The 829-nt window shown below is 52.2% G+C and carries 1 protein-coding gene; it reads right to left on the bottom strand.

All coding sequences use genetic code 11. From position 1 onward, the window contains the following. Window positions 1-168: 168 nt before the first annotated feature. Window positions 169-829, bottom strand: a 661-nt coding sequence (locus RE027_RS17860; protein ID WP_368809642.1) for a hypothetical protein, incomplete at its 5' end; no start/stop codon positions are given.

Below are 829 nucleotides of genomic sequence, written 5' to 3'. Positions count from 1 at the left end.
CAATTCGCCCTTAGCCTGACTAAGAGCCTCCTCAAGGGCGGTAATTATTTTTTGCTGTGTGCCGTCCTTTAAGTGCCCCAGAGAAGCAATTCCCTCTAACGAATTTGAATCTCTAGCCCAAATAACCTCACCGCCATTTTTTATTTCAACTTTCACAGTCAACCCTCTCTATTTATGTTTCCACCAGGCATTATCTTTTCCGATCCCATCAGTTTTAAAAACGGTGTGCACCTGAGGTCCGGTAATCACCTTTCCTGCGAATGAATGAGCGACAATACCGAACGCCAGCATGTCCCCCACCGCGGCGCCAGCCTGTTCTTTCTTCCAGAAACGATAGCTCTCGATCCGGTAGTAAAGACGGATGATGCCGTGAGCAAACGCCATTACATCGGCGCGGGTACCACCCAGCAGCCCAGCGTTAAGCATCACATCGTTGCGGTGCTCTTCAATGAACTCATGATAGACGCGCTCCGGATGATTCTGCTTTGCCCAGGAATCGACGTAGGTCTTTGGTTCAGAACCGACGTACACCTTCCCTGCCTCCATTTCTTCCCACGGCGCGCGAAGCATTTCGACATCGGTACCATCGGTACACCAGACGAACCGGTATTCAGGGTGATCTCGCAAGTGCTGCCAGATGTGCAACCAGCGACGAAAGTAGACATTCATCTTCACGTCAGGAACGCGATAAAGCTCAACACCTGCCGGGGCCGTCAGTAATTCATCTACCAGCGCTATGCGGCCACAATTCCGAAGTGATGAGGCCCAGTTAGCCAGCATGTCAGGCGAGGCCGCCATTTTTGTGCCGCGCTGCGGGTCAGGCTGACTG

The sequence above is a fragment of the Kocuria sabuli genome (assembly GCF_040981185.1).
GTDB classification, from domain to species: Bacteria; Actinomycetota; Actinomycetes; order Actinomycetales; family Micrococcaceae; genus Kocuria; species Kocuria sabuli.
This window is presented reverse-complemented; position numbering and strand designations above follow the sequence as displayed.